The organism is Vibrio gelatinilyticus, assembly GCF_022836845.1.
GTDB lineage: Bacteria > Pseudomonadota > Gammaproteobacteria > Enterobacterales > Vibrionaceae > Vibrio > Vibrio gelatinilyticus.
Genome location: NZ_JAJNNZ010000005.1, coordinates 192,860 through 219,084 on the forward strand (window position 1 = coordinate 192,860; position 26,225 = coordinate 219,084).

At 44.1% G+C, this 26,225-nt stretch carries 24 protein-coding genes and 2 pseudogenes; 15 read left to right on the forward strand and 11 right to left on the reverse strand.

Annotation, left to right across the window (positions count from 1 at the left end; translation table 11 throughout):
- Window positions 1-6: 6 nt before the first annotated feature.
- A complete protein-coding gene (locus LNL84_RS08640; RefSeq protein WP_244356822.1) occupies window positions 7-1,353 on the reverse strand; it encodes a tetratricopeptide repeat protein in 1,347 nt (448 codons plus the stop codon).
- Window positions 1,354-1,993: 640 nt separating this feature from the next.
- Here LNL84_RS08640 and LNL84_RS08645 point away from each other — a divergent pair.
- The 6 genes from LNL84_RS08645 to LNL84_RS08670 all read left to right on the forward strand — a co-directional run bounded on the left by LNL84_RS08645 (window position 1,994) and on the right by LNL84_RS08670 (window position 7,538).
- Window positions 1,994-2,203, forward strand: a complete 210-nt coding sequence (locus LNL84_RS08645; protein ID WP_244356823.1) for a hypothetical protein — start codon at window positions 1,994-1,996, stop codon at window positions 2,201-2,203.
- Between the two features lie 328 nt (window positions 2,204-2,531).
- Complete coding sequence (locus LNL84_RS08650) at window positions 2,532-3,242, forward strand: hypothetical protein (protein WP_244356824.1); 711 nt, start codon at window positions 2,532-2,534, stop codon at window positions 3,240-3,242.
- Window positions 3,243-3,399: 157 nt separating this feature from the next.
- A complete protein-coding gene (locus LNL84_RS08655) occupies window positions 3,400-4,296 on the forward strand; it encodes a DMT family transporter (RefSeq protein ID WP_244356825.1) in 897 nt (298 codons plus the stop codon).
- 25 nt (window positions 4,297-4,321) lie between these two features.
- Window positions 4,322-5,164 carry a DMT family transporter gene (locus tag LNL84_RS08660; protein ID WP_244356826.1) on the forward strand — a complete coding sequence of 281 codons (843 nt, stop codon included), beginning with the start codon at window positions 4,322-4,324 and terminating at the stop codon, window positions 5,162-5,164.
- A 109-nt stretch (window positions 5,165-5,273) separates the two neighbouring features.
- Entirely contained in the window at window positions 5,274-6,602 is a 1,329-nt protein-coding gene (locus LNL84_RS08665; RefSeq protein WP_244356827.1) for an alpha/beta fold hydrolase, read from the forward strand.
- Between the two features lie 327 nt (window positions 6,603-6,929).
- Window positions 6,930-7,538 carry a DUF6198 family protein gene (locus tag LNL84_RS08670; RefSeq protein WP_244356828.1) on the forward strand — a complete coding sequence of 203 codons (609 nt, stop codon included), beginning with the start codon at window positions 6,930-6,932 and terminating at the stop codon, window positions 7,536-7,538.
- 311 nt (window positions 7,539-7,849) lie between these two features.
- On the opposite strand, the gene LNL84_RS08675 is transcribed toward LNL84_RS08670, so the two are convergent.
- The 4 genes from LNL84_RS08675 to LNL84_RS08690 form a co-directional block, all read right to left on the reverse strand.
- A complete protein-coding gene (locus LNL84_RS08675; protein WP_244356829.1) occupies window positions 7,850-8,146 on the reverse strand; it encodes a hypothetical protein in 297 nt (98 codons plus the stop codon).
- Between the two features lie 252 nt (window positions 8,147-8,398).
- Window positions 8,399-8,761, reverse strand: coding sequence for an EF-hand domain-containing protein (locus LNL84_RS08680; protein WP_244356830.1), 363 nt, complete (start codon window positions 8,759-8,761; stop codon window positions 8,399-8,401).
- A 114-nt stretch (window positions 8,762-8,875) separates the two neighbouring features.
- Window positions 8,876-9,814 (reverse strand): EamA family transporter RarD, encoded by a 939-nt coding sequence (gene rarD / locus LNL84_RS08685; RefSeq protein ID WP_244356831.1) that lies wholly within the window; start codon window positions 9,812-9,814, stop codon window positions 8,876-8,878.
- A gap of 83 nt (window positions 9,815-9,897) precedes the next feature.
- Window positions 9,898-10,314 carry a VOC family protein gene (locus LNL84_RS08690; RefSeq protein WP_244356832.1) on the reverse strand — a complete coding sequence of 139 codons (417 nt, stop codon included), beginning with the start codon at window positions 10,312-10,314 and terminating at the stop codon, window positions 9,898-9,900.
- 98 nt (window positions 10,315-10,412) lie between these two features.
- Here LNL84_RS08690 and soxR point away from each other — a divergent pair, with 98 nt between their 5' ends.
- Together soxR and LNL84_RS08700 are read left to right on the forward strand one after the other, a co-directional pair.
- Window positions 10,413-10,832 carry a redox-sensitive transcriptional activator SoxR gene (soxR, locus tag LNL84_RS08695; protein WP_244356833.1) on the forward strand — a complete coding sequence of 140 codons (420 nt, stop codon included), beginning with the start codon at window positions 10,413-10,415 and terminating at the stop codon, window positions 10,830-10,832.
- Window positions 10,833-11,091: 259 nt separating this feature from the next.
- Window positions 11,092-12,462 carry an NAD-dependent succinate-semialdehyde dehydrogenase gene (locus tag LNL84_RS08700; RefSeq protein WP_244356834.1) on the forward strand — a complete coding sequence of 457 codons (1,371 nt, stop codon included), beginning with the start codon at window positions 11,092-11,094 and terminating at the stop codon, window positions 12,460-12,462.
- Between the two features lie 86 nt (window positions 12,463-12,548).
- Here the strand turns inward: LNL84_RS08700 and LNL84_RS08705 are convergent, their stop codons facing one another.
- Both LNL84_RS08705 and LNL84_RS08710 read right to left on the reverse strand, forming a co-directional pair.
- Window positions 12,549-14,549 carry a methyl-accepting chemotaxis protein gene (locus tag LNL84_RS08705; RefSeq protein ID WP_244356835.1) on the reverse strand — a complete coding sequence of 667 codons (2,001 nt, stop codon included), beginning with the start codon at window positions 14,547-14,549 and terminating at the stop codon, window positions 12,549-12,551.
- Between the two features lie 188 nt (window positions 14,550-14,737).
- A complete protein-coding gene (locus tag LNL84_RS08710; protein ID WP_244356836.1) occupies window positions 14,738-15,109 on the reverse strand; it encodes a hypothetical protein in 372 nt (123 codons plus the stop codon).
- Between the two features lie 144 nt (window positions 15,110-15,253).
- On the opposite strand from LNL84_RS08710, the gene LNL84_RS08715 reads away from it, so the two are divergent.
- Window positions 15,254-15,661, forward strand: coding sequence for an XRE family transcriptional regulator (locus tag LNL84_RS08715; protein ID WP_244356837.1), 408 nt, complete (start codon window positions 15,254-15,256; stop codon window positions 15,659-15,661).
- Window positions 15,662-15,678: 17 nt separating this feature from the next.
- Window positions 15,679-16,722, forward strand: a complete 1,044-nt coding sequence (locus tag LNL84_RS08720) for an oxidoreductase (protein WP_244356838.1) — start codon at window positions 15,679-15,681, stop codon at window positions 16,720-16,722.
- Window positions 16,723-16,782: 60 nt separating this feature from the next.
- Here LNL84_RS08720 and LNL84_RS08725 read toward each other — a convergent pair whose 3' ends face one another.
- Window positions 16,783-17,466 (reverse strand): DNA-3-methyladenine glycosylase I, encoded by a 684-nt coding sequence (locus tag LNL84_RS08725; RefSeq protein ID WP_244356839.1) that lies wholly within the window; start codon window positions 17,464-17,466, stop codon window positions 16,783-16,785.
- 91 nt (window positions 17,467-17,557) lie between these two features.
- Window positions 17,558-18,703 carry a ribosomal protein uL16 3-hydroxylase gene (locus LNL84_RS08730; RefSeq protein ID WP_244356941.1) on the reverse strand — a complete coding sequence of 382 codons (1,146 nt, stop codon included), beginning with the start codon at window positions 18,701-18,703 and terminating at the stop codon, window positions 17,558-17,560.
- 74 nt (window positions 18,704-18,777) lie between these two features.
- Between LNL84_RS08730 and LNL84_RS08735 the strand changes: the two genes are divergently transcribed.
- The 4 genes and pseudogenes from LNL84_RS08735 to LNL84_RS08750 all read left to right on the forward strand — a co-directional run.
- Entirely contained in the window at window positions 18,778-18,918 is a 141-nt protein-coding gene (locus tag LNL84_RS08735; protein WP_244356840.1) for a hypothetical protein, read from the forward strand.
- Window positions 18,919-20,176: 1,258 nt separating this feature from the next.
- Window positions 20,177-20,968 carry a carbohydrate-binding protein gene (locus LNL84_RS08740; RefSeq protein ID WP_244356841.1) on the forward strand — a complete coding sequence of 264 codons (792 nt, stop codon included), beginning with the start codon at window positions 20,177-20,179 and terminating at the stop codon, window positions 20,966-20,968.
- A complete protein-coding gene (locus LNL84_RS08745) occupies window positions 20,965-22,050 on the forward strand; it encodes a KTSC domain-containing protein (RefSeq protein ID WP_244356842.1) in 1,086 nt (361 codons plus the stop codon). Before LNL84_RS08740 ends, LNL84_RS08745 begins: the two co-directional genes overlap by 4 nt.
- A 77-nt stretch (window positions 22,051-22,127) precedes the next feature.
- Window positions 22,128-22,367 (forward strand): annotated as a pseudogene (locus LNL84_RS08750) (transposase); the annotation flags it as partial.
- A gap of 10 nt (window positions 22,368-22,377) precedes the next feature.
- Here LNL84_RS08750 and LNL84_RS08755 read toward each other — a convergent pair.
- Window positions 22,378-23,531 (reverse strand): annotated as a pseudogene (locus tag LNL84_RS08755) (IS3 family transposase).
- A gap of 331 nt (window positions 23,532-23,862) precedes the next feature.
- Between LNL84_RS08755 and LNL84_RS08760 the strand changes: the two are divergent.
- Window positions 23,863-24,990, forward strand: coding sequence for a BamA/TamA family outer membrane protein (locus LNL84_RS08760; RefSeq protein ID WP_244356843.1), 1,128 nt, complete (start codon window positions 23,863-23,865; stop codon window positions 24,988-24,990).
- Window positions 24,991-25,028: 38 nt separating this feature from the next.
- On the opposite strand, the gene LNL84_RS08765 is transcribed toward LNL84_RS08760, so the two are convergent.
- Window positions 25,029-25,946 carry a DMT family transporter gene (locus tag LNL84_RS08765; protein WP_244356844.1) on the reverse strand — a complete coding sequence of 306 codons (918 nt, stop codon included), beginning with the start codon at window positions 25,944-25,946 and terminating at the stop codon, window positions 25,029-25,031.
- Window positions 25,947-26,225: the final 279 nt, after the last annotated feature.

Here is a 26,225-nt window from a genome sequence, read left to right on the forward strand (position 1 = left end):
CTTCCTTTAATATGCTATTCCTTGTTTAATGAATACGATGCTGTCTTCATTTTCCGAGTATATTTTCTCCCAGCTATCACCGCGCTCAAGAATATATACCACTTCATGTTTTAGTTTTTTTACTGGCGTGGTTAGTGACGAGTTTTTATAAGATTGCGTTTCGTTGTCGATAACACCCGTTGGCAACTTACGTAATGTGTTAGGCAATTGGTTAAGTGCATATTGGTTTGAATCAGAGTTTTCGACTTGTAGTGATTTCAAATACCACTCTAAAGCGGTACTGTAGCTTTGCTCTACTCCCTTACCCTCTGCGTAGTAGTGCCCGATAAAGTTCATCCCTCGAAAATGACCTTGATTAGCGGCTAGGCGGAACCATTTAAGCGAATCTGCGATATCCTTTTCCGTTTTATTTTCCTTTTTCACTATCATCGTTCCTAGATAATAACTTGCAGGAGCAAAACCAAGCTCTGATGATTCTTCTAGAAGAGAAATACCTTTTAAGTAGTCTTCTTCTGATACTCTCTCTTTTATCAGGATCAAGGCCAATTGATACTGAGCAGTCGCATGACCCGCGCTACCAAGTTCATACCAGTATTTCGCACTTTCTAAATCATTCTCCAATTGGTATCTATGACCATTAAGAAACTGGGCAGTGATATGCCCTGACCGCCCCGCCTTTATGAATAACTCATCTGCTTTAGCTGTATTTTTTTCTACACCCAAGCCATTTTGATGGATTTTTGCTTGATGAAAAATCGAATTATGGTCATATTTTTCTGATTGTTTTAACAAAGTTAAAGCATACTCTGGATCGCTAGCAACCCCCGAACCTGTAAGGTAAAGTCGTGCCAATTGTGTAGTCGCACAAGGGTGGCCTTGCAAATGCGCAGCTTCAAGCCAACTTGCTGAAATAACGAGATTCTTTTTTACATGCGTGCCTTGCATTGCACGCATTCCAAACAAAAATTGTGCACGTGAATCCCCATTCTCAGCAGCGCGCCAATACCAGTAGAGAGCATCATGGTCACTTTCAGCCACTTGATAGCCAATGTCATACATAACCCCGAGCCTATATTGAGCTGCCCCATCATTATCTTTGGCTTTATCTAGCAGTTCTTTAAGCGTAAATTTCTGTATTTCTTTAAAACCGATAGGGTCTCCAATACCGCAATAGTCATAATGGCGAAATCCAAAAATCCTTACATTGGCGGTAATTACCATTGGGACTATAAGCTTATCGTTCATAGACTTTGTAAAAGCAATGCTTTTGTCACCTTTTTCTCCATGTTTATTAGCCGATGTACAGCTAATAAGCAAAGTAGTAAGTAAAACTATCAGTAGTTTTATTTTCATCTTCCAATATCCCTATTTACGCTGATCTCAGTACTCGAGAAACACAGCTACCTAGTTCCTATGACTAACATTGCATGTTACGACTGGTTTGAAGGGAATGTTAAATAAAAAACTCACTAATTACTCAATCTCTTTAATAATAGAAAATAAGCCTAAAAGATTTGTGATTACCCCTATAATGTGTGTCCCTTTAATTTCCGAAACAAAGGGTTTTTACATTTCTACCGATACGGTTGCATCTGGTTGTACAAACAGCGAGTTAGGCGGTAGTTACCACCAAGTGCGGGTTTCAACATTCGTACAACACGAAATAACGCATGCTACAGCAGCTTTCATTCGAGATAATGTGATTATGTGGGATTATATTGATGACTTTTAGATAATACCCAATAAGTAACTAACAAGACTGGCATAATTAGCAAATGTCGTTAGTGAGCTGGTTACACCTCAAGTAACCAGCCAATGGATGTTTCAGCTACGTTTATACGAGAGAACAACACTATTTGGCATACTACCGATAACCCTACCACTAACTAAGCTCTATACGTAGCTACACCTTTCCAAAACGATGGTAACATGGCTGCTACTCAATATTATCAGCCCACCTACCGTGTTGCTGTTATGAAAAATGGATAAATAAATGCACACTACAAGCCTACAACTAGATGCCAAAGCTCAGGATATCGTTTGTGATCTATTAGAAGGGTTAGAACAAGAGAACGGATGGTTCAAAATGACAGTGCGTTATGCCGCGTTGATCGATGCCAAACTTAAGCAGCACCAATATATTGGCCGTGTTGTGTGGTTTAGTGACGTGGACTTTATTGAAAAAGAGATTGAATACAGCTAGGTCTGTTTGGATGATTGGGCGATACCATACAGCTACTGGTGTTGTCGTCCTGCTCCTTGTGAGGGTTTAGCCCTAACGGCACAAGATTCAGTCTCCCACCGACCATTACGATAGCGCTCTTTTTCTCATTCTCTGCAATGTTGACGACGCTAATAACTAGTTTGTGGTTCTGGTGATGATGACTTCACTCAGCTCTAAATAGAGTTGCAAGGTAAACGTGTGGTCTTTAAGACACTCGCGATCTCTCTTTTTTACTTTTCTTTCTTAATCTCAGCGGGTTATGTCCGCCTTATTGAATAAGGTGATATATAAAAAGGGCATTGCAACTATGAGCTATTTCAAACCGCTACTGCTGGCATCAGTGGTATTGTCGATAGCGGCATGCAATTCAGACTCTCTTTCGTTTTATCAGGCAACGGGGGATGAGCAAGGTATTTACATTGATAGCCAAAAGCCAATAGTGATGTTTGTGGACACAGAAACGAACGAGTTCCCTGTGTTTATTGGCGATTTCAATAAAGGTGCTGTCTACGCGACGAAACGGACGATTGATACGTTGCCAAATATCAAAACCAAAGGGGCGATTTCGGGTGGTCTGTTTGGCTGGCTAGACGATGAAGATACCGAACTTAAGATCCAGATAGCCGACAATACGGCCACTGTTAGCGGCGTGATGAACAAGGGCAGTATCGACTATTCCCTGTCAAAGAGCAGCGATTCACAGTCATTGCAGGAGTTAGCATCGGGTTGGGTGGAGGATACCTCTTATTTGAACTGGCAAATTCTGGAATCTGGTATGTTTATGATTAACACCAAATCGTTAGGGTGCGTCTTAACAGGCACAATGGTCGAGAAAAATGGCTATTACGTTTCTAATGATGTCTATGCTCAGGAGTGCAAAAACTCCGACTTTGATGGTGAATACACTCACGCCAGGCTCGCAACCTTCCAGCAAAATCAACGTCAGTATTTGGTTGGTGTGTTTGTAAAAGACGATTCTGTGATTTGGCAAAACACATCACAAGAGCTCATCAACTAAGACAATAAAGCCATCATCTCCACGAATGAAGCACAGAGGTACACGGCTTCATTCGTATTGGGTGTTTACTTTGAGAGGGGCTTCAACACTCATTCGCCCTTGCACAAAACATCATCATCGTTCACATTAGGCGTACTTCTGAATCAAAGGATGATTGATGTCTACCGCCAGCTTTTTACGTTTGATCTGTCTCGCCGCTATTTGGGGTGGCTCCTTTATCTTTATGCGCATCGCCGCCCATACTTTCGGTCCGGCATACTTGATCGAGTTCCGTGTTGGCTTTGCCGCCATTAGCTTGTTATTAGTGTCTATCTACCTCAAACGTCGCTTACCATTTTTTAAGCACCCCAGACACTTTTTTACCATTGGTCTTTTTAATACCGCGTTACCTTTTCTTTTTTTCGCTTACGCTGCGCAAACGCTAAATGCGTCAACTTTGGCGGTTCTCAATTCTACTGCTGCCATTTGGGGAGCGTTAATTGGGTTCTTTTGGCATAAAACGCCATTAACGCCCAAGGCGTTATTTGGCATGGGGTTAGGGGTGTTTGGTGTTGCTGTGCTTGTGGGTTGGGATGCAGTTAATATTGGTGAGCAGGCTGTATGGCCGATAATCGCGGGTATTTCGGCGGCGTGCTGTTATGGCATCGCCACTAATTACGCCAAAACAGCGCCTCAGGTTGCCGCTTTTGATAATGCTCATGGCAACATGTGGGCCGCCGTGCTCATTGTTATGCCTTTATTGCCGTTCATTCCTATGCGCGCCGCACCATCGGGCTACGAGATGGGCTCCGTTCTCGCGCTTGGTGTGATATGTACTGCCGCGGCTTACCTGCTTTACTTCAAGTTAATCGAGGACATTAGCCCTGCGTCAGCACTTTCTGTGACCTTCCTTATCCCTGCTTTTGGTATTTTGTGGGGCTATTTGATTCTTGACGAGCCCATTGGCCTTAATACCGTTGTCGGTACAACGTTGGTTTTGTCGGGCACCATGTTGGTCACTGGCTTTTCTATTCGCAACTTGTTAATTAAGAAACCCCGCACTAAGGTTTCTTAATTACATCGCATACTGGGAGTTTGCCTTGCCAACCATCCTAATCACCGCTTTGGCGATGCTCGCGTTTGCCGCAAACTCTTTGTTGGGCCGCGCAGCCCTGCTTGATGATGTTATGGATCCGGCAAGCTTTACTTACCTTCGCTTGATTTCCGGAGCCATAACTCTGGTCGTTATTCATTTTCTGAGCCGAGGTAAAACCAACGAGCTGATAAATGCTCGTTTTATTGCTTTTTCGGGAATTGCCTTATTTGTCTATGCGCTGTGCTTTTCTTATGCCTATACCAATATCGAAGCAGGTATGGGCGCATTGCTACTGTTTGGCGCTGTTCAGCTTTCGATGATTGGTTTTTACTTGGTGCAGGGCAACAAACTCTTTCGTTGGGAATGGTTGGGCATCGCTGTCGCCTCAAGTGGCTTTGTTTTGCTGTTACTGCCTTCGGCCGATTCTCCCAATATACTCGCCTCTTCGTTAATGATTTTGTCGGGGGTCAGCTGGGCCATATTTACCTTACTGGGCAAACATGCCTCGTCTGCACGAGTGGGCATCACTCAAGGATTTGTTGGCGCTGGCATTATTGCGATGCTTGCCAGCCCCTGGATGTTTACCTACTCAAGTATCAGCTTTAACGGCGTGATGTTAGCGCTCACTTCAGGTGTTATCACTTCAGCGCTGGGCTATGTTATTTGGTATTACGCGGTGGCTAAGCTCACGGTATTGCAGGCGTCCATTTCACAATTATCGGTGCCGGTGATTGCGCTGTGGCTGGGCTCGCTCTGGCTTGGTGAATCCGTTTCTATCTTTCTTATCTTGGTCAGTGCCATGATTTTAGGTGGCATAGCGCTGGTTTTTCTGACTAAGCCACGTTAGGTGTGCAGTTGGCTACAAACCATGGTGGCCTATTAAAAACCAGTTGCTTTGTTGTCAAAACTCGTTAAGTTAGCCGGGCAATTTTTACTTCATCATGGACGTTTCGAATATGACTTCAGCCATCACCTTTATTGATTCTGGCCTAAAACACACACCACATTATTTTGATATTCCCGTGGATCACAATGACCCCTCCAAAGGGACATTGCAGGTTTTTGCTCGCGAAATTGACTGCGCAAAAGGCGCTAGCGACAAACCTTGGCTGGTGTTTTTTCAAGGTGGCCCTGGTTTTCCATCCCCTCGCCCTAATGGTAACAGTGGTTGGATGAAACGAGCACTGCAAGACTACCGAGTATTGCTGCTTGACCAGCGTGGCACTGGGAATAGCTCTGTGATTAATCACCAAACACTGGCACATCTTTCGCCGCAACAACAAGCCGAATACTTAAGTCACTTTCGGGCAGACAGTATCGTACGTGATGCTGAACATATTCGAAAAGCCCTGGGCATAAAGCAGTGGGCAATCCTTGGCCAAAGTTTTGGCGGCTTTTGTTCATTGACTTACCTTTCGCTGTTTCCTGAAAGCCTAAGCCGCGCCTTTATTACCGGTGGCGTCCCTTCTGTATCCCGTCACCCTGATGATGTGTATGAAGCGACTTTCCTGCGTACCAAAGCTAAGAATGAGGCATTTTTTGCACAATTTCCAAAAGCCCAGGGGCTATGCCAGAAAATAGCGAATCACCTGCTGCAAAACGAAGTGTTTCTGCCCAATGGCCAGCGCTTTACTGTCGAGCAATTTCAGCAAATTGGTATCAATTTTGGTGTCAGTGACACTTTTCTACCCACCTACTATTCGCTGGAAAATGCACTCATAGAGATCAATGGTGTGACGACGTTACGCTATGAATTCTTAAATGAAATGCTGATGCAACAAGCGTTTCAGACCAATCCTATTTATGCACTGTTGCACGAATCCATTTACTGTCAGGGGGTTGCTTCTGACTGGTCGGCACACCGGGTTCGTGAGCGCTTCGATGAGTTCAATTACCGTTCAGGCTCTGACGACAGCCATAGTGAAAGTGCATTTTACTTTACTGGTGAGATGGTCTTCCCGTGGATGTTCGAGCAATACCAGTGTTTGCAGCCACTGCAACAGGCCGCGCAACTACTGGCTGAGAAAGACGATTGGGGCAGCCTCTATGACGCTAACGTATTGGCCAACAACACAGTGCCGGTGAGCTGTGCTGTCTATGCCGATGACATGTTTGTAGAGATGGACATCAGTCGTGAAACCTTAGCGCGCATCCCTAACTCTAAGGCGTGGATCACCAATGAATATGAACACAATGGGTTGCGCGCAGATGGCGAACGTATTCTAGACAAACTCATAGAGATGAGTGATCACACTCATTATTGCCAACTGACTCAACAAGCGTAATTCACCGTTCCATTCTTTTTTGCTGGCGAGTAAACTCCAAACGCGTTGCCGCCAGCTATGATCACCTTGCACCAACTTACTAATTAACAATGTTTTTTTATGATTTAGTTAATGGGTTTGCACCATTTTGTCACAGAGAGTTTTCTCAACTGTAAAGCAAAGTAAACACTCACGCCGTCATGGATTCACTGCGAGATCTCGACACATGTCACATTTCAAGCGATATTAAGCGCCAATTTCCCCCCTGGCGGTTAATGACTGGGGCAGGTCGGGATTTGTACACTACGTACAGTCAACATGTTTAACAGAAAACGGGATCAATTCATCATGGACAAGGATCATAGTCTTCGCGAAAACTTACTCGCACTTCTTTTAGGTAGTGGCTTAGTCTCTTTAGGCGTTATCTTCTTTAATCAGGTCGGATTACTGACAGGCGGGACAGCCGGACTGGCCATTTTTATCACTAAAGTCACCGAGCTTTCTTTTGGTCAGGTATTCTTTGCTCTTAACATTCCATTTTACCTATTGTCGGCTTATCGCATGGGCAAAGCCTTCACCATCAATACCTTCGTGGCGGTGAGTATTGTTTCCTTTGCGGTAGACCATCTGCATCACGTGATTCAAATTTCCCATATTGAACCTTTATACGCAGCCTTAATTGGTGGCGGGCTGATTGGCATTGGTATGCTAGTGATTTTCAGGCACAAAATGAGCCTGGGCGGCTTCAATATTCTTGCCCTTTACCTACAAGAGCGCTTTGGTATCCGAGCAGGAAAAGTTCAGATGGGTCTAGACTGTTCTATTGTGGTGCTGTCACTGTTTATCGTCGATATTCAGCTTATCGCACTATCAATACTAGGAGCCATTACTACAAATCTAATATTGGCAATGAACCACAAACCAGGGCGTTATCAACCGGTTGTGAGTGCGGGCTAACCAATCTAACTTTAGATTTGGGTGCCAGCGGTAACGCGGCTTTATTGAAGCCGTTTACCGAAAAACAGCCAAACGTGTCAGTAGACGACTAAGATGGAAAATCTGACAGTAGAATTTGAACTTTGGGATTTACGATTTGTTGATAAACGAGAACTGCGAGATCACCAATGACCCGCGCCAAAATTTATTGGCCCTCGCTCACGTATAAGCTAACCGCATCGCGTTTTTAACAAGCAAAGGGCCGGTACGACTATCGACAGGATCATTTAGCCCCCCTCTTACACTGCACTTCAATACGCTACTGGTACTACTTAATCAGCATCGATAACGAAATTATCTGTAGGATCTAATGCCAAAGAGCCATTGCATCTAGGACAGGGTTTAAGACTACTCCACTCGACCAAGTGAGTACTATTGCAGCTGGAGCAGTTATTCTCGATTGGGGCGTCTAAAGATGGACGCACTAGGGGCAATACTATGTCTTGCAGCGTTTCACAGCTTTTGCAATAAAACGTATTCGTTGGCCCTGAAAATAACGCATCTTCTCCTCCAGATACCGTTGCAGTCAGCCCACAGTCTTGGCATTTATAAGCTCTCAACGTCGCCATATACCCTCCCCTTCAGTACTAATTTCAACAAGCATGACCTTCAAATTACATTCCCACTGCATATCCATGTACTATGAGCTATTTGCAATTTAGGACAGCAAGTTGTCATAGTGGCATCTTATTTAATCTCTATGGAAGAGTAGACTACGCACCGTTTCTATAACAACAATAGGTAGGCAAAAGGTGATGTGAGCCAGGCTAAGTCAACATAGCCCTAGGCATTCAACCTAAGGCTATGTTTGCTTCGTTTTCTCAACCATTCCCTTTACCAAAACCACCTACCATTTTGTTGCTTCGTTGACCCTGTTTTTTTCCGTTCATTGGCGGGTTTGCTTGCATCCGACGAGATTGCATCGCATCAAACTCATCAACGCTAAGTACACCATCGCTGTTGCTATCAAACATCTCAATGTTCGGCCCCATTGTGGCATTTTTGCGCTGACGCCCTTCCAGTTGTTGCTCAGACATTCTTGCTTGATGAAACGTTACCAACTCTTGGTGAGTGATTTGTTGGTTGTTATCGATATCAATATCGGTAAACAACGGTGCTTGGCGACCCGCTGCGTATGCGCCAGTCGCTAAACCAATTGCTAGTACATAAATGAGTGCTTTCATGAGAACTCCCTCCGTTAAGCCTGCTTCACTTTAACTGTAGGTACTTGCAGGTAAAGCAACGTAAGGAGGTGTAAAGTTGCGTAAAGCAGCAGGTTTTTCCGTTCTAAACGTAAATCATGCTGAGGTGACTTTGATGGCACCATGGGTGCGTGCTCGCCGTATCCCATCCAGAGCCAGTACGATAAGCGCTAGCATAATGAGCACATAGGTCGGCCATTCATTTGCTTCTACTCTTTCACCCAGTAATAGTCCTACAATAAAGACCAACATCGGCTCTACGTAACCCAACAGGCCAAATATCGACATTGGCAGTGCTTGGGAAGCATAAAGAAACAACAACATTGGTGTTGTACCAGCAATAGCCAAGCCAATGTAAAACAGCCAAACAGGGCTATCTAGGCCAACAATGTATTCCATCGGCTGTAAGTAGAAGATACAGCCGAGTGCTATGGGCAGAAGAAAAAGGTTATCGAGAGTAAAGCCTATATCACTGCCAAGGTTCAGACTTTTACGATGAATAAAATACAATGGGTAGCCAAGGGCTATGAGCAACACAATCCAAGATAACCCTTCAGCCATGATGTAAGCGTAGGCAACGCCAAAGGCTGCAATAAAGCAAGCTACCGTTTGCAGGCGACTGAGCTTTTCACCGTAGACAACCTTACCGACCACGACCAGTACTAACGGAAGCGAAAAATAACCCAACGCAACGGAAAGCGTTTCGTCATACAGCGGAGCCCACACGAATATCCAAAACTGGGGGCCAACGAGTAAGCCAGATAGTAAGTATCTAGGCCATTGGTTAAACTGACTTAAACTCTTGATTAAAAGGGGCAGTTTTCTCGTAAACGCCAGTACAAACAACATCAAAACGCAGCTCCATACGATGCGCTGACTGGCGATCCAATGGCCTTCCCCCCCAGCGACGCCAGTGTCGAGTAACTGGGGTTGAAATTGAACATACAGCGGCAGAAAACCAAACAAGCAGGATGCGACAATAGAGGCTAACACCCCCTTTGCCGTACCCGATAATTGATGAAACTTTTTTGTCATTTTTCATTATCAACATTGAAACAATTCGCGTACACCTTATCACTGTTGATTTCATGCCGTCGACCGGAATCACTCTTCACGGATTAATATTGATATCTCAAGTTCGGATCGTCAGTAAAGTACTCAACCAATTCCCACTCAAAACCAGCCGAATCAAAAAAATACACCCTTTTTCGGTATGGCTCGTTAACTAAATCACCGTTCATACGATAACCTGCCTCTAATAGCTTTCGTTTTTTCAGTTCTAAGTCGTCGACGATCATGGCAAGGTGATTAACACCAATATCGTGGTACGGATTTCGTTGGTCTTGAAATGTCTTGATGTCTTTTGGTTCCTGAAGCGCGAAATAGTGGTTATTGTTGCCGATATGGAGCCAGCGTTTCTCTCCTTTAGGTGTCACATCGGCTTTTACTCTAAAATCTGGAGCTGCGATGGCCAGAAATGCAATCGATGCATCGATGTTCGGTACGGTAATGTTTGCGTGTTCAAAATGTGTCATAAAAGGTCCCTCTCATTTTCTGGTTTGTTATTTGACTTGCAATACAAACCAGCCTAAAACCTTAACTTAAGTTGAGGTCAACAAGAGATTTTAAGAACATGCTATCTATTGGACAAGTTGCTAAAAGAGCCGATGTCGCGGTATCTGCCATCCATTTCTGGGAACGCAAACAATTGATTTCCTCTACACGAAATGCTGGTAACCAAAGACAATACAGCAGTGATATTTTAAGAAGAATTGCCGTGATTAAAATCGCTCAACAAGTGGGGTTAACATTAGAGGAAATCAAAGAGGCCATGTCGGTGTTGCCTCTAAATAAAGCCCCAACTAAACAGCAATGGGCAAAGATGAGCCGACAATGGCACGGCACGTTACAAGCGCGCATTGATAATCTGCAAAAGCTTAGCGGACAACTAGATCACTGTATCGGGTGTGGCTGCTTGTCTATGAAGTCTTGTGAACTGTATAACCCCGAAGACAAGCTAAGTGAAAAAGGGAGTGGGCCACAACTTTGGTAAACAAGCCCAAGAAAATAGATCCACTGCAATACGTTGAGCACATCAATAATTCCTATATGACAAGCGAATACTTATGAGGCGTTTTTTACTAACCTTTCGAGAGGTAATGTTAAAACATAGTGATTAATGGGGATTGAATCACATTTTCACCACTACTAACTATTCAAAAATCCGATAAGACAATAGCTTAGAGACATTGCCAAAAAGAGCAAATATACCTACATCATAAGCATTAGTTTTGCCCCCCCGGAGAAACGAAATGACAATTAGAACATTGAATCCCTACACCAACCAGATCGAAAAATCCTTTGCGACTGTCGATGACTTACACATCAGTGCGACAATTCATCAAGCCGATGAAGCCTTTCAGGCGTGGAGTCAAACCTCCTATGCTGAACGTGCTGCCCTTTTACTAAAAGTCGCAGATTTACTTGAAAGCAAGTCTGACGAATATGCACAACTAATGACGAAAGAGATGGGCAAACTTCATAGAGAAGGCATTGGGCTAGAGCTCCCCCTTTGTGCCCAGATTTGTCGCTACTACGCACAAAATGCGGAGGAATTTCTTGCACCAGAACCGATTAAAGACATCAGTGCCGGTTCTGCTTATATTGTAAGCAGACCTGTAGGCATCATTTACGGCGTGATGCCTTGGAATTTCCCTTTCTATCAGGTTATTCGCTTTATCGCACCAAATGTCATGGCAGGCAATGGGGTTGTATTCAAACACGCATCTAACGTACCTCAATGTGCCCAGGCAATTACTGAGCTTTTCGAGCAAGCCGGTTTCCCTAAGAACTTAGTCAATCACCTGTTCATTTCTTCTAGCCAATCTGAAGTCGTCATTGCCAACCCGTGTATTCAAGGTGTGTCACTCACGGGCAGTGAAAAGGCGGGGTCCAGTGTTGCTGCCTTAGCGGGAAAACACCTCAAAAAAGTCGTGATGGAACTTGGTGGCAATGACCCGTTTATCGTGTTGGCTGATGCCGATATTAATAAAGCGGTCGAGCTTGCTGTCATTGCTAAAATGTTTAATTCAGGGCAAGTCTGTATTAGTGCCAAGCGCTTTATTATCGAAGATGCTGTCTACGACTCTTTCATGAGCAAGTTTACTGCTATTCTTTCAAGCTTGAAGCCCGGCGACCCTATGTCAGACGAGACGGGTTACGCGCCAGTTGTTAATGTTGCTGAGCGTGACCACTTAATATCGCAAATTCAAACCGCCATTTCTCAAGGCGCTGAGCTAGTATTGGGCGGTGAAGCGGAACCTTTGCCAGGCGCATGGCTAAAACCCACTATTTTGGCCGGTGTCACCCCTAACATGGATGTATTTGACCAGGAATTATTTGGGCCTATCGCTATCGTATACCGTGTCCAATCCGCGCAAGAGGCGATTGAGCTGGCGAACAATAGCTCCTATGGACTCAGCTCAGCGGTGATTTCAGAAAACGTAGATAAAGCTCATCGTGTCGCTGACCAATTGCATTGCGGCGCTTCTTTTATCAATACGTTCTCTATGTCTGAAGCATGCCTACCATTTGGTGGCATCAAAAGCTCAGGGTTCGGACGCGAACTTGGTCGGTTAGGCATCGATGAATTTGTGAATAAAAAATTGGTTCGAACGTTATAACGCACCGAAAAAAACAGCCCCTAATTCACTAAGGGGCTGTTTTCATCTTAACGATTGTATTATCCAATGAACGATTAAGGTGACCGCTAGTTTGCTAGACGAAACACCGTCACTTCCTCGACCAATTCAGACATTCTAGATTTGATTACATCCATTTCTTGTTGAATAGACACGATCGATTGGTTGGTGCTTTGCGCCACACCAAGCAGATCATCAACGTCCGTTTCCACTGTATTGGTAGTTTGTGACTGCTCTTCTGAGGCCGCGGCAATGCTAGCGTTGAAATCCGTGATTTCTGTGACAATGACAATCAACGACTCAATCAAAGATTTGGTGTCAGAGACCATTTCCTGCGTGGCATAACTGGCATCACGACTTTGCTGCATGTGACTAAAAGACACTTTGGCATTTTCGTTAATACCATCGAGTAACACTCGGATATCCTCTGTTGACTGCTTGCTGCGTTGTGCGAGCGTCCTTACCTCGTCGGCAACAACCGCGAAACCCCGTCCCTGATCCCCTGCTCGAGCCGCTTCGATAGCCGCATTCAATGCCAGTAGATTGGTTTGCTCCGATATTCCATTAATGGTATCAAGGATCACCGTGACATTTTCTGTCTGCTTTTCCAATCCCTCTAAGCACGCATAAGTATTGTTCACACTATCAAGTAACCCCTTCGTCGTTCCCAATGTTTTCTCACTGTGGGTTTGACAACCAAGTGCGTTCTCTTTGACCGTATCAGCACTGCGTTGCGCCTCAACCGTTAGGCCTGCAACTTCCTGACTGGTTTGAGTCATTTCTGTTAAAGCTGTTGCAATGCTGTCACAGCGCAGATGTGTTTTTTGGCTCATAGATTGTGCTTTTTCAACCAAACTCGCCATACTAGTAATTTCTTTTTCCGTCTGATTCGCGACCGCCAACGACTTAGATAGCGCCTCTCCAAGCGCGTGTGTTAGATGGTCAAAGTGATGCGCAATTCTACCAATTTCATCGTACTGAGAATCAGCGAGACGAACGGTGAGATCCTTATTCTTTGCCATTGTATCAAGTTTACTAACAAAGCTTTTTACACGAGTTCGGAGTAAAGTCACGGCACGTAAAGTCACCAATGTCATTGGCAGAATCACAAATACTGTTAGTCCAATAAGTAACCAGCGTAACGTTTCTGCCGCCTTTTGGTTATCAACCGCCTGCAGTAACACATCCGTAGAAATCTGATCACGAAGTTGCTTGACCATACCGATTCGAGATGTTGCCAAACCAAACCACTCTGGCGCGCTTGGGCCTGTTAGATTTGCCAAAGTGTCCTTTTGCTGCAAATACTGCCCTTCAATTCGCTTCACTTTCAGCCAATCTGGCTGAGCTGAAAGAGAGGCAAGAGATGCTCTGGCACTGTCGCTAAGCAAGACATTGGCTTTTCGAAGCGCGTACTCTTCTGTATCAAGGTAAGTTTGAATTTGGGCGTAAATCTCTAACGAAGAACGTTTACCAGCAAAAGCACCGTTCAATGCACCGCGCACTTTTCCCGCTTGTTCTTTAACAATAAGAAGAGCCAGCAGGCCCTGCATTTCTTTTTTAAGCTGGGCGTCATTAATCTGAGTCAACAGCGCCGAAAGGTTATCGAGAGCAAGGCTGTTAATATTTGAGTAATACGCGAAAGGAGAATTAACGATGGCAAGTTTATCGACTTGCGTTCGAATATTGTGTCGACGCTCTAACTCACGGCTAACGTCGGTTAACAGCGTGGTGACCAAACCTGAGTCGAGGTGTACGGCAGAGAAACTCGCCAATGCTTCGTATGCTTTATCCGCTTTTTGACGCTGCTTCATCAGCGCGTCAACCTGAGATCCCTGACCTTTAGCCGCAACGACACCTGCGGTTAAACCGCGCTCAACCGCAAATTGATGAGCGACCTCATCGTAGAGCTGAAAAAGTTGAGTGGTTTCTCTAGATTTTTCTGTTTGCTCTAACTGCAAGCTGGCATTATTAAGTTGGATACCAACGAATAGAAGTAACAACACGGTTGGAATAGAAAACACGACCAGCATAGTATTGCTGATTGAAATAAAACGAAAAGGGTTTGCCATCAATTCACTCCACCAATAAATCCTCAAGCAGTAAACTAGCAAATATGCACTTAATTGACAGAAAAGCTGTTATCTTATTATCGAATTAGTGCAGCAACGCAAGCTTTGGCGACAAAGCAATCAATTACGACATCTATGTGTATTGTGATTAAACCGTTCAACCCTCTCCGTTCTTTGATCAAGCAAGATTACAAGCTACGTTTCATGATCGCAGTAAAGTGATCGCTTGATGAACTGGCTGAAACCAACACCCAACCTTTCGAGTTTAAAAAGTTCACGGCATCAATTGGCGAATTAAAGACAATGGTATTTCCATTATCATCCCTTAGAAGGTCTTTATTACGGATGCTGATCTTTGTTTCTTGCCCAAAGTCTACTTCGACTTTCCATTTGGTTAAGCTTAATAATTTTCCACTCGCAACCACTCTTGCATATTGCTCTGTTTGCCCATCGACAACCATCCCTTCAGGGCTACTTTGGGCTAAACTTGGAACTGACAATACCAAGGCTCCCACCAAGAAAAGACTTGTGATTAATTGACTGACTTGCTTAATAAACATATACCGACTCCCCATCGAACACACAGCGCGCAACCAATAGTTGCTTAAATTTCCTCCATTATAAGCGCAATGGTTTCCATATTATGAACAAAGAGCTATGATGTTTTTTATAATATGAAACCAATAGCCAGAAGGATGTCTACGATGGCGCAACTCAATACAACCGGGTTTGAATTTTTTGGTGAGAATGAACAGCGCTTTCGGGCGATGTTAATCCAACGAATAGAAGCATACATGGTGCACCGCCAATTAACGAAAAATCAGCTCGCTGAGCAGGCCGGGATCGGCAAGACGGCCTTTTACAGTAAGATGGACAAAGAGCAAGGCAGCCAGTTCACGGTCCTCGACCTGTTTCGAATTGGTAAGAGTCTGGATGTCAGTATTTTGCAGTTGTTTCCCGTTGATGACATTGACCGTGAGCATGGCGGGCAACTTGCAGTGCCCGCGAGTGTCTTGCATATGATGGACACAATGATGAGCATGGATCACAACGATATTGAGCTGCTCTATGATCTGTTTTTAACATTGAAAAAGCATAACAAACTTATCTAATCAAGGATCGATTCAACATGACAAAGCTCCCCATTAAAACCGCCATTATTGGCTATGGGTTTTCAGCCAAGACGTTTCACATTCCCTTCATAGCTGGCCTTGATGAATTCGAACTATGCGCCATTAGTACCAGTCAAAAAGAGGCTGTTGAACACGACTGGCCTCAGGTGACGCACTATTCCACAGCGTCTGAGCTACTCTCTCAATCAGACGCAGAGCTTGTGATCATCACGGCACCAAACGATGTTCACTTCGCTCTTGCTAAGTTAGCGCTAGAGAACAATAAACACGTTGTTCTCGAAAAGCCATTTGTCACCAAACTTGAAGATGGACAGGCACTGATCGAGCTTGCTGCACAACAACAGCGTATTTTAAGCGTGTATCATAACCGTCGCTGGGATGGCGATTTCCTCACAGCCAAAATGTTAATAACCCAGGGGCAGTTGGGTGACGTAAAGAGCTTTGAATCGCACTTTGATCGCTTCAGGCCGCAAGTACGCGAGCGCTGGCGTGAGCAAACCACTGATGGCGGCGGGATCTTATTTGACCTAGGATCACATCTAATCGATCAGGCATTGCAGCTATTTGGCTTGCCACAGTCATTAAGCGCGCAATGTTTAAAAATGCGCGACAATTCAATCAACGTTGATTACTTCAATATTGTGTTTCATTACGCCGATAAACAAGTCACGTTACACGGCGATTTGTACAGCCCCGCACCCAATAAACGCTTTACTATAAAAGGCAGCATCGGTAGCTATGAAAAGCTTGGACTCGATCCTCAAGAAGCAAGGCTTATCGCTGGGGTCAGTCCAACGGTTGAGGGCTGGGGAGACGAAACGAAAGATCAATATGGCCTGTTGTATAACGAGAGAGGTTCAAAAGCTATTCCAACTCAATCGGGAAGCTACCAAAATTATTTTGTTGCATTAAGTGACTCTATTCGTAAACAAGGTGCAATACCCGTTGATCCTCAAGATGCTCTTTGGACCATCAAACTCATTGAATTGGCGATGGAAAGCAGTCGGTTAGGCAAAACCATACCTATCGAGGAATTGTAATTAGGACCGATTGATTGATATCGCGCGCCCAAGCGCGCTTTATCAATTATTCGTCAAGCGTCAGACTACGCGATTATCACCGCAACTATAAGCAATCACCTGACTGATTTCGGTTAGGGAACGTCCCGAGTCCTGTTGCCAGTTGGCGAACGCTTCACTCGCGGCCTTCAATGCTCGTTTTGTTCCTCTTCCAGAATCGATGACGTTGTAACTGCGCAAGTAACCTTCTACATCCGATGACAAAATAAAGGTATCAACCCCTAACTGGCGCAGCGCATACGGACCCGTATTACCACCAAGTCTTTTGCCGTGTTTCTTTAGGTGTTCCCAAAGCTCTGTGATTTGCTCGCTCGGCCAATTGGCAATCATCTGTGCAAAACTGTCGTGTTCAGCTCTCGCTGACACGATCATCTGGGCATTAGCAGGAATGGACATCACTTTCGTCAAATGGCGGATGATGCGGGGATCTTGTGCTTTTTGCTCCCAATGTTCATCCGAGAGCATCAACAATGACTCCGGCTTGAATTGGAAAAAGACTTCCTCAAACTGTGGCCATTTATTTCTGACTACTTTCCAGCTAATCCCACACTGAAATACCTTCAAGGTAAACTCAGCCAACCAACGGTCATCAGGAATCGCGGCTAAAGCCTCTCTGGGCAGGGGCTTAGACAGCAGCTCTTCTAGGCGGGATTCTCCGCCTTTACGTTCAGAAGCTCTTTCATAAATCGACGCGAACTTTTCCATGTTTTCCCACCCTGTGTATTACATGCTTCATCTTAGATAAACCAGGTGGATACTATAGCTCAGCGATACAGCACCCATTTCACCATGACGATTACTCTTCGTCGATAAACCAATAGCCTTTATTGACTAAGTCGGTTATCAAGGCAATGGCATCACTTTCAACCGGTTGTGAGAATGCATCCGTTGAAAGGGAGTCACTGCCCGACAACAACGCTGCTAATTCTCCCATTGCTGCCGTCAACTTAATGACTTCACCGTTAATATAAAGAAGGTGAGGTTCATCTTCGTGGAACAATGCTCGCAAACCAGCGACTTTCTCTATGATTTGTCCAGACTCTAAGTGTATCGCGATGTCTTCTGCACTCCAGACTGGTTCTGGCTGCACAATATCAAGCTGATGACGAGACTGACTGAGCATACAACCCATAAAGTCTTTTAGACGTATAGGGTCGGCTAAATTGTCTTGCAGCATTTGTGTCAAGGATGCCAGGTCACTGCTCGAAATTGCGCCAAAATTACTCTGGGTCGCTAGATCGGGTTTGTGGAGGTGAGTATCACCAAAATCGTGTGCCAGGACATAGTCGGCAAAGTTACTGATCAACTCCTGTTCTTTTGGAGAACGAAACCCAACGGAATAGCTCAAAGACGGCTCCATCGCGTAGCCATCATGTGGAAAGCCAGGTGGGATATACAAAATATCGCCAGGCTCTAGCACATCATCAATAATCGCTTCAAACGATTCAATCTGACGCAACGCACTGTGATTGCTCACTTCCTTGTATTGCCCCACATCCTTGGCTCCCACGCGCCAATGACGCTTACCTTGTCCCTGAATAATAAACACATCATACTGGTCGATATGAGGGCCAACACCCCCACCTTTCACTGAATAGCTGATCATCAAATCATCGAACAGCCATTGGGGCATTGATTTGAACGGTTCCACCAGCTGTGCAGCTCCAGCATGCCAGTGATTGGCAGCCTGCACGATGAACGACCAGTGACTCTCACCAAGATCGGCGAACTTGTCTTCTGAAAAAGGACCATGCTCAGCCTGCCACACGTTGTCTTTGTTAGAGACAAAACGAGAGTCCACTTCTTCTTCCATTGTCAAACCAGCAAGTTCTTCTGCCGTGATCGGATCTTGAAAATTCGCAAAACCACCTTTGATAATGGTTGGCTGCTTTTGCCAGTATTGAGAGAGAAATTCTTGCAAGGAAAAGGTCAGTTGATACATACGTCTGCTTTCATCATTCATAAATTTGGCCGTATTCTAGCAAGCTATAGAGGTAGATGAGAGGATTAATTGAAATGAAAAGTAATTGGGCTGCGGCCTTAACTCGCCACAGCCCTAGAAACAAGATGTTAGCTACTCTGGTATTGCGGCTCATGCCGCGCCGCAAGCACCCGGTTCTTAGAGTAGATGAATCAACGCCTAATCATGAAGTGTGATATAAGGTTTAGATGGTGCGCTACGCAGTGTGAATCTCATCGTTTGAATACGCCTTCCACGGGATGTTTTATGCATAGATCACATTATGCATGGATGGACATTTAAGACGTTGTTGGTCAAAGACGAGCTAGTTCCTTTACTCTAATTTGGATGGCTTGGACTAGTAAAAGTAAGTGTGTGAATCACTCACATTAATAAGGTAGACTTCGACTCTCGTGTGTCCCAATCCGCGTTAAAAATCCGAGACTCAATTTCTTTTACCAAGCTATAATCTTTTCGATAACTGGCATAGAATTATTCAAATACGCATGTTTTTCTTGGTATAAGTGTCTACATTTCGGTAAATGCGAGCACTTGTTTTAAAAACAGTAAAAATGGCGATTCGGAATACTACGAAATACACATAAATATTACGTCTAATCTATAGCCCTCTCAATTAAGGCGTTCTAAAGATAATTTCATAGTCGATATATTGATCTTAAAAACATAAGTAATCATTTGTTTACTTAGGTTTAGATGGTGAGATATTGGTCTATTTTTAAATGTTCTTTTCTTCATAAAAAATCGGGGTGATGTAATTTAAAACCAAGTAACCAAAAAATTTTCCGATCATGAAATTGTTTTTTATTTTCTATTTTATTTTTCTAGTGCATCTCGCTACCGGAATTTTTATACTTACGAAATACAATCCAAAATTTCTTTTGGCTTGCATGAACAAAATTTGTGCCCCAATTATCAAATGGTCGTAGAGTTTCTAAATAATGATGTTGCTCTGTTGGGCGAATTTAATGACACTCCTGACGAGTGTTCTTTCAACACATTGGAGAGCGATATCTATACTCCAATGAGCATTGAGAGCGAAAAAGAGGGATTTCTGATTAAATTAACTGAATCGCTAGCTTCAACAAATCACGTCTCGTATCGGTTAAAGAGGCTTGATAAGATAGACTCTATCATTAACTTGGTAAACGCAGCCATTCTTGGCTCTAGTCTTGAAAACCTAGACAACTATTCAAGTGACTCCCTCGTTAAAAAAGCACTTTATGGCCAGATCCTCATTACCCCAGGACTAAAGTCACGGTTATACCAATCAGCCAGTTCGACTTTGACTGCCCAAATTGTGATACCCCCTTATTTAAAAATTGAATCGTTGCTACCTGGCCCTATTGGAATAGATTCAGGTAATGAAACCATCAAGTTAAAAATATGCGTCAACCTTTTAAATAAAACTTCAAAATATACTTATAAAGGGAGCTTATGAAAAAGAAATTTATAGAAAAAATATCGTTTATTGCGGTTTTTCTCATACCCACTATTGCTTACTCTGCAGATGAGTGGAATAAGAATTCAGTTTATGAATCTGGTGATATTGTCAAATGGAAGGGCATTACATATATCTCCTCTCACTGGACCCAAGGTACAGAGCCTGTTGATAATCAAATTTCATGGGATGGTTGGATTACCATAGATGACGAATCCATTGAAGATTGGAAACAATCCACTGCTTATAAAGGTGGTGATGTAGTCGAATACAATACAGGCTTCTACATTGCTAAGTGGTGGAATACGAATACAATTCCTAGCACCTCTTCAGAGTGGCAGCGCTTAGATATCAATACGATTGTAAAGCCACCCCCTGCCCCTGATGATACAAACATCATTGGTGAAGATAATGATGGGGATGGTCTACGAGATGATTACGCCGTTACTATTAAGGAAAGCTACACGGAATGGAAAGAATTTGCATTAGCAACTCAAGCAGGTAAGGAGTTTGGAAAATTACTTGAATTTAGTGAAAATGACGTTGAAATCACCATTAAAGATGCACAACTAATGGCAAAGAATGGTATTGCTCTACAATACTGTATTGATGTCTATAAAATGGAAAACCCAGAATTTTTAAATCCAATTGATTTGTATTTTGACACTTTAGCTCGTGCGATTGCAAACAGAGAAGCTTCTACCAAGCTCTATCACTCGTTACAAGGAAATGACCCGGTAGTGACTGAAATTGATTGTGATAAGTTCTTAGGAGGGGTTTCGAAATGAAAAAGATATTAACCGCTGTTATTATTGCGCTTTTGTCGCTTAACACTGCATACGCTTCAAATTGTGGTCCTAGAGTCGATGAGGTTCAACTGTTCTACGTAAATGGAATGTTTACCACGTATCAGAAATTCGGCGCTAACAAAGCCCATCTTATTACTTACCAGAAGAAATACTTAGCTAATGAATTTGAAATGTCTCCAATTGTTGATGGCAGTTACAATAATTCTGAAGACTTAACCAAACAGGTAGAGCAGGTAGCCAAGCAAAATTATGAAGAAGCTACTCCCGAACAAAGGGAAGTGCTGAAAATGCTTATTAATGGTACTTTCAGTTTTTATACTGGCTTGAGTGACGAAGAGGCTAAAACTCTGATTAGCGGTCTATTTAGTGAATTGGATGCTTACCTTATAACTGGGGATGAAGATTACCTCACTGCAGAACGACGATTGTCATCTAACCTTGATCAATGTAAGCGAGTGATATTAGTTGGCCACTCTCAAGGTAACTTTTATTCCAATGGTCTATTGGAGAGCTTGTATAATAAGTATCGTTTCGATGATGGAAATCAGCTTTCTACATATCCGATGCTGTCCTATATGGGAATTGCACTTCCAACAAGTCAAGTAGGGGGCTCTATAGGCTCTGCAAGACCAGAGTTAGTTGGTCACATTACTAATGATACTGACTTTATAATGGCGGCAGTTAGGGAATATATTGGTGCAGCACCTTCAAACTATGATGCCTCTTTTAGTTTCAATGACATAACGGGCCATGGCTTGATACCGTCATATTTGCTTCCTTCGGGGCAGGCGAATGTAATTGCCAATCATATCAAGCGTATTGCGCGTAACTTAGTCCCACCGCCAATATATGAGCAACAATCAGTAAGCAGCTCTGCTATCAATAGTGTGGGGTATTCATCTATTAGCCAGTTACTCGATGTTCAGTTTGCTGATGATAGTGTGTATCGATATGAAGGTGTCCCTGAAACAGTATGGGATGGGTTTATATCCGCATCTTCAAAAGGAAAATATTTCAATATTAGTATAAAGAACTCGTATTCTTTTACTCAGATTGAGTAGCGATGCATGTTGGGAGCCTGTAATTTAAATTGTGTATCTGCTTATAATTAAGCCAGTCATGGCTAAGGATAAGCAACATGGATAAGAAAGCTTTAGAAGCCTTCGCTCGCGAAGCCGCTAAGTCAATTAAGACTCCTTCGGATCTTGATGACTTCAGGAAAATGTTAACCAAGGTGACGGTTGAGACAGCTTTAAATGCTGAACTTGATGATCACCTTGGCTACGAAAAACACTCACCGACCAATGATAGTAACAGTCGAAATGGCTACTCTTCTAAACGCCTAATTACTGACGATGTGATCTGCCCCAGCAACACTGGACACACGGTTAAGCGACATTTTGTTTTTCAAAGTTGATTGGACTTAGATATCCAAGAGCACTGTGCCTCCTTGTTTGGTTATAATCAACTTCAATATATTCAAAGACAGTTTGACGCATCTCTTCTCGACTCATGATCGGCTCATATTGGATCGCTTCAACTTTCAGTGAGTGGAAGAAGCTTTCAACACAGGCGTTATCCCAACAATTCCCTTTTCGACTCATACTTTGTCTTAGTTTATAAGCAGTTATAAGTTCTCGGTAGTCATTCGAACAATATTGGCTACCACGGTCGCTGTGTAGGAGCACACCTTCAGGAAAGCCTCGACGGAATAACGCCATTTTTAATGCGTCGCAAACAAGCCCCGCTGTCATACGCTCATTCATCGACCATCCGATGACCTGCCTTGAATAGAGATCGATAATCACCGCTAGGTACAACCAGCCTTCACTAGTGGCGATATACGTGATATCTCCCGCCCATTTTTGATTTGGCTCAGTGGCACTGAAGTCTTGAGCCAATAGGTTAGGAGATATCGCTCTAGTATGATTGCTATCGGTCGTGCACTTAAACTTCCGTGCTGCCTTCGCTACCAGACCTTGCCGTTTCATGCTTTGTGATATCGTCTTGATGTTGTGGGGGCTTTTGTCTTCATACAGAGCTTTCTGAATGCGCCGAGCACCATCGCGTTCCTTACCTTCGACAAAGGCTTGCTTGACTTTACTATCAAGATCGTGACGCGCAAGCTCACGTGAAGTCACCTTGTGACGGTGCTTCAACCAGTGATAAAACCCACTTCGAGAGACATCGAGCACCTTACTCATTCGGGTAATGCTGAAAAATAGCAAGTGCTCTAGCATAAACTCATAAGACTCTACTTTAGATGCTTGGCGAAGTAGGTTGCGGCCTTTTTTACAATTTCTAGCTCCTCTGCTTGCTCCGCTAGCAGGCGTTTGAGCTTAGCATTCTCAGAAGCCAGTTCTTATTCTCGGCCACTGATACTGGCGCTGTGCTTTAGCGCCTTTCGCCAAGCGTAAAGCTGAGATTCATGCAGAGAAAGCTGTCTAGCCGCTTTGGCCACACCTATCAAATCGGCTAGCTTGAGAGCTTCGGCTTTGAATTCTTCTGTGTGTCGAGTTCGTTTCGTTTTCTTAATGGACATTGATTCACCTCGTTAGTGATTTTACTCACTTAACTCGGTGTCCGATACTGCTGGTACGGATCAGTTAGCCTTCTATGCAAAGACAGGACATTGCAAAGATAGAAAATTGCAAAGATAGAAAATACCTAAGCAGATAACAGCAAACTCAATTTAGAGCAAAAAACCCAATAAAACCCTCCCACCTATTAACCCAACCGATAGTAACTGGTTTTTCTATTTAGAGAACAGCCAATATCCTACACAATACTGACCTGGAGAATTCAGTAACTCATTATAATTGCTCACTAACGGGAGGGAGCCTTCTATTAGCGCAAACAACTGAATTGGAATTATGTCCCAAACTAAAAACTTATTCGCTGTGTCCATTTTACTGTCATCGGTCCCTATGATTGCCACGGCCGGAATGATGGATGACTTCATTGATCCACAAGATGGTCGTCTTGACGCCAGTAGTTTCATCTTAGACAACGCTGTTGGCTTCTTACCCATTCCCTTAACGGTCACCGATCCTGCTGTAGGCGTTGGCGGCGGTGCAGCACTACTTTTCTTTCATGAATCAGAAGATCGCAAAGCCAAAAGACTTGCGGGCGAAAAAGTCGAAGACATCCCGGCGAGCGCATCCGGTGTGATGGCCCTAGGCACCAATAACGGCAGCCAACTGTATGGGGGATTTCATTCTGGTAACTGGCTCAATGATCGCGTTCGCTATTTAGGTGGTTTGTTTGGGGCTCAATTTAACCTCAAATACTACGATGATGCGACAGCTCCTGCTGAAGAGTTCAGTATGCGCGGTTTGTATTTCTTTCAAGATATCGATGTGCGTTTAGGTGATTCGAATATTTTTGTTGGCGGCAGTTACAGCTATATGTCATCAGAATCAAAATTCGCCACACTCGAAAATCTTGGCTTATCGGGTTTAAATTCCAATGACGGTCGTATTGGTTGGCGCGTCACTTATGACAGCCGCAACAATCAATTTGCCCCCAGAGAAGGCACCAAGGCCGGCATCAAAGTGGATCATCATCGCAAAGCTTTTGGCGGCGATTTCAATTATCAAAAGTATCAGGCTTACACCCATCATTACGCGAGGCTAGCTGAAAACTGGGGGCTTGGCCTGCGTGCTGACATGCAGTCTAGTTCCGACGATGCCCCTTTTTATGCCCGCCCATATATCGACATGAGAGGCATTGCTGCGATGCGCTATCAAGCCGATAACACGCTGTTGGGAGAGCTTGAGCTAAGCTACGATATTGATGAGCGCTGGACGGTGCTTGGCTTTGTCGGTGGCGCAACCGCAGTCAATCATGAGCAACGCTTTTCCGACAGCCAGTGGTATTACACTCGAGGCGCTGGCTTTCGTTATTTGCTGGCAAGACAACTTGGCTTAAGGGTCGGCGTGGATGTTGCCAAAGGCCCAGAAGAATGGACCACCTACATCCAGTTCGGCAGTGCCTGGTAGTAAGACAAAGCAATAGAGCCCGATAGGGCTCTTTCAGGCTATTTCTTATTCATTCGATAAACTGAATACAGCACCAATGTCATCCCTACTAAGTGATAAACCGTAAACGCCTCATCCAGAATCAATACCGCCATCAACGCAGTGATCGCCGGGCCAATATTGCTCGTTAAGCTGAGCTGGGTTGGTGACAACTGAGCCATGGCTGCTGCAATAAGGTACGAGGGGATCACGGTGCAGAAGATCCCCAACACTATGCCTAAGGCGATAAGTTCACCGCTCCAACTGTCGATTTGAGCTCCCGTCACGAGCAAGTGAATGATGATCGCAAACCCAGCGCTCCCCATGCCAATACTGGTAAAGAGTTGGCTCCCCATAACGCCAATAAGACCTTTACTCCAGATAAGATAACAGGCAAACACAATGGCCGAGGCGATGGCCCATGCACTGCCTACTAACACCTGGGGCCCAACTGCAGACATATCGTGGACGACGATAAACCCAATGCCTACATAACCGATAAGCCCCGCAGTCAACACCGCTTTACTTGGGACTTTTCCATACACAAGCCACGATATCAAAATGACAAAACTAGGAAAAAGAAACAGCAATAACCGCTCTAGCTGAGCCGGGATGTATTGCAAGGAAACAATATCAAGATAACTGGCGCAGTAATAACCCGCCACACCAATTAACGCCGCTTTCATCCCAAACTGTCTTACATTATTGCGATGATGTTGTTGGCGACATAGAAGCGCAAATATCACCAGATAGATGGGCAACGAACTAAACGCACGCATCGTCATGATCGATGTTGGATCGCCACCGACAGAATACGCCAATTTGATTAGTACCGGCTTAATTGAAAACAGTGCGGCACCAGATAGAGCAAGCAGTACCCCCTTTGTATAACAGGATTTCTGTTCGCTAATTGGTATCGCTTGCGTTTGGTTTGTCATTCTCGTCTCCCTTCAGGTTTGGGCTACGAGTGCGAGAAAGGGTCAACCTGGCTACGCATATCTCGTAGCCGGGCAAAGTGTTACCTACCGAGCTACAGGCATTAGAACGTTGAGCCAGAGGTAAGTCACTAAGTAAAGCATTCAAATCTCCAATTGATTACAAATTAGGCTAAACCGAATGGCTAGTATATGCAAGCTGTAAAATAACGAGGTTTGAACAGAAGTGTTGTTTCAAGACGATGAGAACCCCATATCGCTCGACTGAATACGTGACGCTAC

Coding starts and splice junctions, on each gene's coding strand:
- LNL84_RS08640 (WP_244356822.1), bottom strand. CDS start 1,353: ATGAAAATAAAACTACTGATAGTTTTACTTACTACTTTGCTTATTAGC.
- LNL84_RS08645 (WP_244356823.1), top strand. CDS start 1,994: ATGCACACTACAAGCCTACAACTAGATGCCAAAGCTCAGGATATCGTT.
- LNL84_RS08650 (WP_244356824.1), top strand. CDS start 2,532: ATGAGCTATTTCAAACCGCTACTGCTGGCATCAGTGGTATTGTCGATA.
- LNL84_RS08655 (WP_244356825.1), top strand. CDS start 3,400: ATGTCTACCGCCAGCTTTTTACGTTTGATCTGTCTCGCCGCTATTTGG.
- LNL84_RS08665 (WP_244356827.1), top strand. CDS start 5,274: ATGACTTCAGCCATCACCTTTATTGATTCTGGCCTAAAACACACACCA.
- LNL84_RS08670 (WP_244356828.1), top strand. CDS start 6,930: ATGGACAAGGATCATAGTCTTCGCGAAAACTTACTCGCACTTCTTTTA.
- LNL84_RS08675 (WP_244356829.1), bottom strand. CDS start 8,146: ATGGCGACGTTGAGAGCTTATAAATGCCAAGACTGTGGGCTGACTGCA.
- LNL84_RS08680 (WP_244356830.1), bottom strand. CDS start 8,761: ATGAAAGCACTCATTTATGTACTAGCAATTGGTTTAGCGACTGGCGCA.
- rarD (WP_244356831.1), bottom strand. CDS start 9,814: ATGACAAAAAAGTTTCATCAATTATCGGGTACGGCAAAGGGGGTGTTA.
- LNL84_RS08690 (WP_244356832.1), bottom strand. CDS start 10,314: ATGACACATTTTGAACACGCAAACATTACCGTACCGAACATCGATGCA.
- soxR (WP_244356833.1), top strand. CDS start 10,413: ATGCTATCTATTGGACAAGTTGCTAAAAGAGCCGATGTCGCGGTATCT.
- LNL84_RS08700 (WP_244356834.1), top strand. CDS start 11,092: ATGACAATTAGAACATTGAATCCCTACACCAACCAGATCGAAAAATCC.
- LNL84_RS08705 (WP_244356835.1), bottom strand. CDS start 14,549: ATGGCAAACCCTTTTCGTTTTATTTCAATCAGCAATACTATGCTGGTC.
- LNL84_RS08710 (WP_244356836.1), bottom strand. CDS start 15,109: ATGTTTATTAAGCAAGTCAGTCAATTAATCACAAGTCTTTTCTTGGTG.
- LNL84_RS08715 (WP_244356837.1), top strand. CDS start 15,254: ATGGCGCAACTCAATACAACCGGGTTTGAATTTTTTGGTGAGAATGAA.
- LNL84_RS08720 (WP_244356838.1), top strand. CDS start 15,679: ATGACAAAGCTCCCCATTAAAACCGCCATTATTGGCTATGGGTTTTCA.
- LNL84_RS08725 (WP_244356839.1), bottom strand. CDS start 17,466: ATGGAAAAGTTCGCGTCGATTTATGAAAGAGCTTCTGAACGTAAAGGC.
- LNL84_RS08730 (WP_244356941.1), bottom strand. CDS start 18,703: ATGTATCAACTGACCTTTTCCTTGCAAGAATTTCTCTCTCAATACTGG.
- LNL84_RS08735 (WP_244356840.1), top strand. CDS start 18,778: ATGAAAAGTAATTGGGCTGCGGCCTTAACTCGCCACAGCCCTAGAAAC.
- LNL84_RS08740 (WP_244356841.1), top strand. CDS start 20,177: ATGAAAAAGAAATTTATAGAAAAAATATCGTTTATTGCGGTTTTTCTC.
- LNL84_RS08745 (WP_244356842.1), top strand. CDS start 20,965: ATGAAAAAGATATTAACCGCTGTTATTATTGCGCTTTTGTCGCTTAAC.
- LNL84_RS08760 (WP_244356843.1), top strand. CDS start 23,863: ATGTCCCAAACTAAAAACTTATTCGCTGTGTCCATTTTACTGTCATCG.
- LNL84_RS08765 (WP_244356844.1), bottom strand. CDS start 25,946: ATGACAAACCAAACGCAAGCGATACCAATTAGCGAACAGAAATCCTGT.